This is a genomic window from Delftia sp. WSY_10, from assembly GCF_043104705.1.
Classification (GTDB): domain Bacteria; phylum Pseudomonadota; class Gammaproteobacteria; order Burkholderiales; family Burkholderiaceae_C; genus Comamonas; species Comamonas tsuruhatensis.
In genome coordinates, this window is record NZ_JBICKY010000013.1 from 110,012 (window position 1) to 118,525 (window position 8,514).

The following is an 8,514-nucleotide window of genomic DNA, read 5'->3' on the forward strand; positions in this document are numbered from 1 at the left end:
TCCTCAAAACTGCGTCTGCACGCCGACCTTGAGCGTGCGCGGCGCGCCGGGCGCGAACAGCGACACGCCGCGGATGACCGAGGCCGACGTGGCATAGGCCTTGTCCCCCAGGTTGGAGACCACGGCGTAGATGCGGCTGCGCGCCGAAGGCAGGCGCCAGCTCAGGCCCAGGTCCCAGGTGGCGTAGCCGCCATAGAAGACGCTGTTGTCGGCGGTGACGGCATAGCGGCCTACGCGGCGCCAGGTGAGCGAGCCTTCCCACTGCGCCAGCGGGCGCCAGGCCAGGCCCACGGTGGCGGTCTGCCGGGGCACGCCGGCCACCTGGTTGCCGACCAGGGCCGGGTTGCCGTTCTCGGTCACGCGCGAATGGGCGCTGCCCCAGGCCACTTGCAGGTCCAGGTTCTTGCGCACGGCCCACAGCGCGCTGGCCTCCACGCCCGTGCGGCGCGTTGCGCCGAAGTTCTCATAGACGCCAGGCGCCACGTTGCGGATCTCGCCCGAGGACTGCAGCCTATAGGCGGCCACATCCAGCGCCAGGCCCGGCATGGGCTTGATCTGCGCGCCCACTTCAGTCTGGCGGAAGATGTTGGGATCGAGCTGCGCGGCGCCCAGCGCGTACTTGGCGAAATCGCTGGCCAGCGCAAATCCTTCGGACCAGCTGGCGCGCAGCAGCACACCCGGCGCCACCTGCGAGCGCAGGCCCAGCTTGGGGCTGGCATGCGAGGTGCGCGCCAGCGGGCCGCAGGGGTCGCTGCCCGCCTCAGGGCCGTTGGGACGGCAGCCGCCCGTGAAGCGATCCCAGCGCAGGCCGGCGGACAGCTGCAGCAGTCGGTGAACGGGCGCATCCACCTCGGCAAAGGCCGAGAGGGTGTTGAGCCTGGAATTGCGGTCATCCAGGGCAGCGCCCGTGCGCTCGCGCCACTGCAGGCCATCGTAGAACTGGTAGTCGGTGGACTCACGCACGGCCTCCAGACCCGCCACCCAGTTGATCGGGGTCAGCGCCGTGGCATGGCGGCCATTGAGGCTGGTGCCTGCGCCGTAGACGGCGCGGTCATAGCTTTCCTCGCGCTGGCGCCACTGCAGTGCGTCGATGGGCCGGCTGAACCAACGCGTGAAGCTTTGCTGCGTGGTGTAGGCATAGCCCAGCCAGGTCAGCCGTGGCGAGAGCGCGTACTGCACATCGGCGCGCAGCGTGGCGAAGTTCTTGCGCGTGCCATCGTTCATGGCGCGCGGATCGATGCCATGCGGATCGCGTGCGAACTGCCCCGCCGTCAGGTACGAAGGCGAGTCGCCCTCGCCGTGGTGCAGCCGTGCCGACAGCGCCACTTCCAGCTGCGACGAGAGCCGCTTGCTCCAGCGCAGGGATGCCGTGCTGCGCTGCATTTGCGACTGCGCGCGGAAACCGTCCGTGCGGTAGTGCTGGGCCGCCAGGTTCAGGAACTCGCCATCGCCCGGCTTCAGCCCCAGCGCCGCCTGAGCGTCCAGCGTGCCGTGCGAGGCCATGCTCACGTCGGCCTCGCGGTAGGGGGTGTAGTCGCCCTGCTTGCGCGTCTCTATCGCCATCAGCCCTGCGCGGTTGAAGTTGCCGTACAGCGCCGACACCGGCCCCTTGTAGATGCTGATGCGCTCCATCTCCAGCGGCACGATGACGCCCAGGTCCACATAGCCGTCGGCATGCGACATGGCCTCGTTCAGTGGAATGCCGTCCAGCACCACGCCCACGTCGCCGCCGTGCCCGCCCCCGCCGAAGCCGCGCATGACGATGGCATCGCCCACGCCGGACAGCTGGTAGTTCTGCACATTCATGCCCGGCACCTGGCGCAGCAGCTCCTGCGGATGGCTGACATGGGCGTTGGCGATGTCCTCGGCATCGATCACGCTGGTGGTGTAGGCGGCCGAGGCGCCGCGCGCGGTCTGGCCCTTGACCTCGACAGCCTGCAGGCTGGCCGTGGCGTTGCCCGCCTGCTGTGCACCGACATGGGGAATGCAACCCAGGCCCAGCAGGCCAGCTGCTGCAATCTGGTGCACGGCAAGGCGCCGGGAAGGGGAATTCAGGGGATGTGTCATGCGTTTCCAGGAGTTGTATGAAGAAAAAAGCAAACTTCATACCGACCTGCATGACAGGGGCTGCGCAATGCGCCCGGCCCCGGGCTGGCTCAATCGTCGTGCGAATGCGGATGGTGGTGCGCGTGATCGTGCCCGCCAGGCTCTGCCCTGCGCGCCATCACCACGTTGAGCTGGCCGTGGTGCACGCCGCGCTCGGCCGTGATGGTGTCGGCAAAGCGCCGCACGGCGCTGGCCGGGCCGCGCAGCATGACGGTTTCAATGCATTGCTCGTGGTCCAGGTGCACGTGCGTGGTGGCCATGTGCAGCTCATGGTGGTCGTGCTGCAGGCTGGCCAGGCGCTCGGACAGATCGCGCTCGTGGTGGTTGTAGACATAGGACAGGTTGGCCACGCACAGGCCGTCGGCGTCCTCGCGCTCGCGCACCTGGGCCAGGTGGGCACGCAGCACGTCGCGTATGGCTTCGGAGCGGTTGTCGTAGCCGCGCGCGGCGATCCAGCCGTCGAAATCACGGGCCAGGTCGTCGTCGATGGAGATGGTGAAGCGTTCCATGGGCAGCACAAGTGAAGGGAAACAGGAAGATGGCGGCAACAGCGGGGCAGGCGCAAAAAAGGCATCACGCCGGATCTGCCGGCCATTGTCCGGCCATCCAGGCCCTTGCCCCACATGCCTCACATGCCCCACATGCAACAGCCGCGCCAATCACTGTCGGTACGGACTGGCAATAGCGACAAACCACCACGGTCATGCTTTGTTCACATTCGCGCCATATCCGGTTACGCTGATCGAGGATGCGCGGTGCGCACCGTCGATCGCTGAAAGGGGCGCGGCATGCAGTATTCATTCGATCAGCTTCTGGACATGCTGCTGTCCCTGCTGGAGGCTGCGCCCGCCTGTTCTTCTCGCGACCAGGCCTTCGAACAGCTGCGCACGCTGTGGCTGCAGACCCACACCTATTTCGCGGCGCCCGAGTCCGAGCTGCGCCGCATCGCCGGCCGCCGGCTGGTCGAGCCCCATGGCTGGAAGGACCTGGACAAGGACCCCTGCTACCTGGACCACGATCCCGGCAACGGCAGCGCCCTGCGCATCTACCTGCACCGCGATGGTGGCATGGTGATACAGCGCCTGCAGGGCGACGGCCGGCAGATCCTGTTCTCGCGCCTGGGCATGCAGCTGCAGCCTGCTAGCTGAGCCCGCGCCCGGCCAACCCATCCCACGCTCAGGCGTAGGCCAGGATGTCGGCCAGCGGCCTGCGCGCCTTCTGCGGGCGTGGCGTGCCTGCCGCGTGGCCCACGGCCACCAGCATCACGGGCAGTTCGTGGGCCTGCAGGCCAAAGCCCGCTGCCAGCAGTTCCGCATCGAATCCCACCATGGGGCAGCTGGCCAGCCCCAGGCCCTGGGCGGACAGCATCAGCGTCATGGCCGCCAGCGAGGCCGAGCGCACGGCCTCGTCGCGCTGCAACTGCAGGTTGTCCGCATGCGCGGCATGGGCCTGCGCCACCCAGCCATCGGCCGTGCGCTGGCTCATCACGCCGCTGTCCACGCTGGGCTGCAAGAACTCCGCCAGCCGCGCATGGGCGGCCAGCGTGCCGCAGACGATGAAGACGGCAGAGGCGTCCTCCACCTTCTGCTGCCCATAGGCGGCGGCCTTCAGCCGCGCCTTGGCCTCGGGTGTGCGCACGGCAATGAAGCGCCAGTTCTGCAGGTTGTAGGCCGACGGGGACAGCGAGGCCTGGGCCACCAGCGCGGCCAGCGTCTCATCGGCCAGCGGGCGGCCCGGCTCGAAACGGTCTGCGGAAATGCGTGAAGCGATGGCCTGCCCGATGGGCATGGAGGAAAGTTCGGAAGAAGTCATGTGAAACGCTCGGTAGGAAAAAAGAGGAACCCCGATGCCAGAAACTCAGGCGCCGCGCGAAGCAGACCACTGCACCACCAGCACGCTGGCCAGCACCACCAGCAGGCCCAGGAAGGACATGCCCGTCATGGACTGCGACAGCAGCGCCCAGCCCAGGACCACGGCCGTGAGCGGGCTCAACAAGCCCAATGACGACACGGCCACCGAAGGCAGGCGCCCGATGCCGCGAAACCACAGCACATAGGCCAGCAGCGCGCCGGCAAGACACAGGTAGGCATAGGCGCCCAGCTGGGTGAGAGACAGCGCGGGCAGCGGCGCATCCACCCACCAGGCCAGCGGCAGCAGCATCAGCCCGCCAAACAGCAGTTGCCAGCCCGTCAGCGCCAGCACCGGCAAGTCCACGCGCCAGCGCCGCGTCAGCCAGGTGCCGGCCGCCATGCACACCGCGCCGGCCAGCGCCGCCGCCATGCCCACGGGCTCGAACACCGTCTGCGGCGACAGCAGCAGCACTGCCATGCCCGCAATGCCCGCCACGGCGACCCACAGCGTCAGCCGCGCGGGGGAGCGCCCATCCACCCCCCAGGCCAGGGCCATCACCAGCAGCGGCTGCACGGCGCCCAGCACGGCCGCCAGCCCGCCCGGCAGACGGTAGGCCGCCACAAACAACAGCGCCTGGAACACGCCGATGTTCAGCGCACCCAGCACCGCCAGCCGCCACCAGCCCGAACCCGCTGGCAGCCGCCGCGTGAACAGCACCAGCAGCAACCCGGCCGGCAGCACGCGGATCAGCGCGGCCGTGAACGGACGGTCTGGCGGCAGCAGTTCGGAAGTGACGATGTAGGTGGAGCCCCAGATGGCGGGCGCCAGCGCGGTCAGCAAGATGTCGCGCCATGACATGGCAGCGCTGGCTGCAGCAGGAGCCGTGGAGGCACAGGACGATGAGGAGGAGGACATGGATTTATCTTCAATTCAAGACAAACCCATTATGCACGATTTATCTTAAAATCAAGACAAATGACCCACCCCCCCTCCCAACGCCTGCCCGACCATGTCGACACCATCCTGGCCCAATGGCGCCGCGAACGCCCGGACCTGGACCCCAGCCCCATGGGGCCCATAGGCCGCATCAAGCGCTGCGCCGCCCTGCTGGAGCAGCGGCTGGAGGAATGCTTTGCACGCTTCGGCATGACCATGTGGGAGTTCGACGTGCTGGCCACGCTGCGCCGCTCGGGCGCGCCCTTCTGCCTCACGCCCACGGCCTTGTTCTCCACGCTCATGGTCACCTCGGGCACCATGACCCACCGCATGAAAAGCCTGGAGACGCGCGGCCTGGTACAGCGCCTGCCCAACCCGCAGGACGCGCGCAGCATGCTGGTGCAGCTCACCGACCAGGGGCTGGAGCTGATAGACCGCGCGGTGGAAGCGCACCTGGACAACGAGCGCGCCATGCTGGCGCCCATGCCCGCCGCCGAACTGGCCGCGCTGGACCAGCGGCTGTCCCTGCTGCTGCGCGTGCTGGAGGGCGGGCCTGACGAGGGCACCCGCCCTGCCCCCTGAACTGGCGTATGTCCAGGTCGTTGGAACTGGCGACGGTCGTGATGCTCACGCCCTTCGTCATGACCCGGGAACGCTTTTGGCAAAAGAAGTGCTTCCCTTGAAGCACGTCGCAGGCACCCAGCCGCTTCTCGATACGCCATGGCAGGAATTGCTTACCCGCATGTCTCAAGACCTGCGCAACAGCCCGCATCCTGGACTCGGGCGGGCAATGCCAGAAAATCCTGATCACGCAAGCGCGACCCACAGAAGACCATTGGCTTTCCCACAATCTGCTGCAAAAACCTTGGTGTCGAACTTTTGTAGCCAGATGTAATGATTTCGCCAGAGATTTCCACTAAGATGTCCATTCCAACGGTGAAATGGCGATAACAGATTCTCAAACGACTTTGATACTCCCTCAACGCACCATACCATCTTGATAATGGTTTATTAATCTCCCGCCTTGGATACAAAAGGCTGCCGCAGGCTGAATGCGCGCGATTTTCAATCGTTCAATGTTCAGGCTTTTTTCGGCTGATCCTTTACCGCACAATTTCTACACGAATGGCATGACGCCAGTTTATTCAGGCGGCAAACAGGCCCTTTAGCGAGTTATTCAATCTTTCAAACGGCACTGTGCAAAGCAGTCTCGCCGAGGCTTCGGCGTGGAATGGCCCTATGGCATCGGCACATAAAAAATTGGAGACATACCATGGACATATCGGAAATAGCTTTGGCAAATAGCGAATGCCATCTCGATGCTGAGCATCCAACAGCAGATGAAGTCATCGCGTCTGCGCTCACCGCGCGCGAAATCGATGTACTCGAAGCGATGGCCAAAGGCCTCGGCTGCAGGGACATTGCGCACACGCTGGGCATCAGCGAACACACGGTACGCAAGCACCGCAGCAATATGTGTACACGGCTGGGCCTGCGCAATGCCGTAGAACTCGTCACGCATGCCAGGCGGCAAGGCTGGCTGAGCGCTGACCGCTCACCGCTCCCTCTGTCTCCTCGCGAGCAGGAGGTGTTGGCGCACGTGCTGGCGGGACACACCAGCAAGGAGATCGCACGTTCGCTTTACCTCAGCGACTTGACCGTGCGCAAGCATCGCGAAAACATTCTGCGCAAACTGGGCCTGACAAGCACGGCCCAGTTGCAGACATTCGCGCCAACGGCAACTCGCAATGGCGGCGACACCTGATATCCAGGCCAGCGTGCATCGCCTGTCCGTACCCACCGAATACGACATTGGAAGTATTCCACCCTCCTGGTGCAATTGGGCATGATGAGCACAACGAATCTCGGACATTGACTTTCGCGACTTTGGATCAACCGGAGGGTGAGCAATCTCCTTATGGCGGCTTCAGCAGGCACCATTGCATTTGAGGTTTGCGCGGTTGACATGAAATATCCGCGCGAGCCTTGAACAACTGCAGAGGCTCATATCTCTTCGCCTTTTAGTCTCTTCGCCTTTTTGTTTCTTCGTCTCTACGGTCCGCATCCGTCGAGGCATCTTCCCGGCACCCACGTGTCGGATCCTTGCACGCAACTCAAAGGAGTATCCCGCCATGAATCATTCTTCGCGGTCACCCCCTGCGATTTCTCCCAAGCACCCCATGCCTTAGGCCAAATACCGGGCAATCATTCTCATTGGCAAAGAAAAGCGTTCATGACTTCAAACCTCATGTCGCTCCCTATCCATTCAATTTCAGGAATTGCACGCCATGTCAGATCAAGCCATGTTCAGCCAGTTGTACAACGCCCTTGTCGATAATCTCGGTACCCCGAATTTCCAGTTGCTTGGCACCCCCAAGGACTTCAGCTGGGGCACGGCTCCGACCGGGCAATGGGACCCGGCCGCCTATCAGATCGTCAGCGGCATGCCGCAGTGGTCCGCGATCGGCCAGTACGGCAGCCTCGATGCGACGCTCTTCGACGCCGTCCGCCAGATCTTTGGTCACGTGACATTCAAGGTCAGCCCCGAGCAGCAGGCCAATCAGGCGGAGCTGGCCAACCTGTGCGTCCAGAAAAGCAATGCGATGGCCAAGGCCAACAGCGACATGAGCCAGTTCTACCTGAGTTCAAAGCAGAACGGCGGCTTGATATTCGCAGCCCGCTACCCTGACATCAACACCTGGCTCAACAACGCGCCGGAGGCTGCTGCCTACGTTGCCGCCATCCAGGCGGCCACCAACGCCTACAACCAGGCGGTGAAGATGAAGATGGAGCTGGAGCGGGCCAGCATGCCCAGCGATCTGCAGCGCGCCATCGACATGATGCAGACGCCGTCGGGCGACCCTGCCTCAAACAACGCACCGGCAGGCTGGACCAAGGTGCCGGATGGCTCGGGCATCCTGCGCTGGCAGCCGGACTTCCACATCGACACGACGGGCGCGGACTGGCGCGCAGCGCTCAGCAATGGCAGCGCCGGCGCGTTCTCGATCGCGATGAAATCTTCGCAATCGAGCAGCGACTTCAAGTCCTCGTTTGCCAAGGGCTCGACCAGCGTTGGCAACTTCTTCTGGAGCGTCAACGCATCGGGCGGCTGGAGCAAGTCCGACCTGTTCAACCAGGACTCGAGCTCGGCAGTGAAGATCAGTTGCGAGTCCTCCACGCGCGTGAAGGTGAATCCGGGCGACTGGTACCCAGGCGGCTTCATGAGCGAATTGGCCAAGGCCCAGCAGGGGCCGGGCGGCCAGGGCTACACCATCGTCGCCCCGTGGGTGGCCAACGGCGGCCCGGGATCGAGCTCCCTGTTCGGCCCGAACGGCATCGTCGCGGCACGGGTGTCCGAGCTGCTGGTCGTCTACAAGCCTTCGTTCGAGATCACGATGAGCGCCAACACCTATCAGCAGAACAAGCAGGCCTTCGAGGCCAGCGCGGGTGTGCGCATCGGGCCCTTCACCTTCGGTGGCACGGGCGGTCACCAGTCCGAGTACACCAAGAGCACCGCACAGGCCAATACCTTCAAGGGAAGCAGCACCTCGGTGAACCCGCAAATCATCGGCGTGATCGTCGACTTCCCGGGCATCCATTGACCTGAAGACCAGCGGGTGG

At 64.6% G+C, this 8,514-nt stretch carries 8 protein-coding genes; 4 read left to right on the forward strand and 4 right to left on the reverse strand.

The annotated features are described in order from the left end of the window. Window positions 1-3: 3 nt before the first annotated feature. Window positions 4-2,067, reverse strand: a complete 2,064-nt coding sequence (locus ACF8ML_RS06345; protein WP_392406115.1) for a TonB-dependent receptor — start codon at window positions 2,065-2,067, stop codon at window positions 4-6. An 89-nt stretch (window positions 2,068-2,156) separates the two neighbouring features. After that, window positions 2,157-2,615: a nickel-responsive transcriptional regulator NikR gene (gene nikR / locus ACF8ML_RS06350; protein WP_043781638.1), complete on the reverse strand. Its 459-nt coding sequence runs from the start codon at window positions 2,613-2,615 to the stop codon at window positions 2,157-2,159. Between the two features lie 279 nt (window positions 2,616-2,894). On the opposite strand from nikR, the gene ACF8ML_RS06355 reads away from it, so the two are divergent. Then, complete coding sequence (locus ACF8ML_RS06355) at window positions 2,895-3,254, forward strand: hypothetical protein (RefSeq protein ID WP_016448140.1); 360 nt, start codon at window positions 2,895-2,897, stop codon at window positions 3,252-3,254. 28 nt (window positions 3,255-3,282) lie between these two features. Here ACF8ML_RS06355 and ACF8ML_RS06360 read toward each other — a convergent pair whose 3' ends face one another. Further along, window positions 3,283-3,918 carry a nitroreductase family protein gene (locus ACF8ML_RS06360; protein WP_160854945.1) on the reverse strand — a complete coding sequence of 212 codons (636 nt, stop codon included), beginning with the start codon at window positions 3,916-3,918 and terminating at the stop codon, window positions 3,283-3,285. Between the two features lie 45 nt (window positions 3,919-3,963). Beyond that, entirely contained in the window at window positions 3,964-4,815 is an 852-nt protein-coding gene (locus ACF8ML_RS06365) for an EamA family transporter (protein ID WP_392406162.1), read from the reverse strand. Window positions 4,816-4,932: 117 nt separating this feature from the next. On the opposite strand from ACF8ML_RS06365, the gene ACF8ML_RS06370 reads away from it, so the two are divergent. From ACF8ML_RS06370 to ACF8ML_RS06380, 3 genes are all read left to right on the forward strand, one after another. After that, window positions 4,933-5,475, forward strand: coding sequence for a MarR family winged helix-turn-helix transcriptional regulator (locus ACF8ML_RS06370; protein ID WP_392406112.1), 543 nt, complete (start codon window positions 4,933-4,935; stop codon window positions 5,473-5,475). A 691-nt stretch (window positions 5,476-6,166) separates the two neighbouring features. Further along, a complete protein-coding gene (locus ACF8ML_RS06375; protein ID WP_392406110.1) occupies window positions 6,167-6,658 on the forward strand; it encodes a response regulator transcription factor in 492 nt (163 codons plus the stop codon). A gap of 523 nt (window positions 6,659-7,181) precedes the next feature. Beyond that, window positions 7,182-8,495, forward strand: coding sequence for a hypothetical protein (locus tag ACF8ML_RS06380; protein WP_392406108.1), 1,314 nt, complete (start codon window positions 7,182-7,184; stop codon window positions 8,493-8,495). Window positions 8,496-8,514 lie beyond the last annotated feature (19 nt).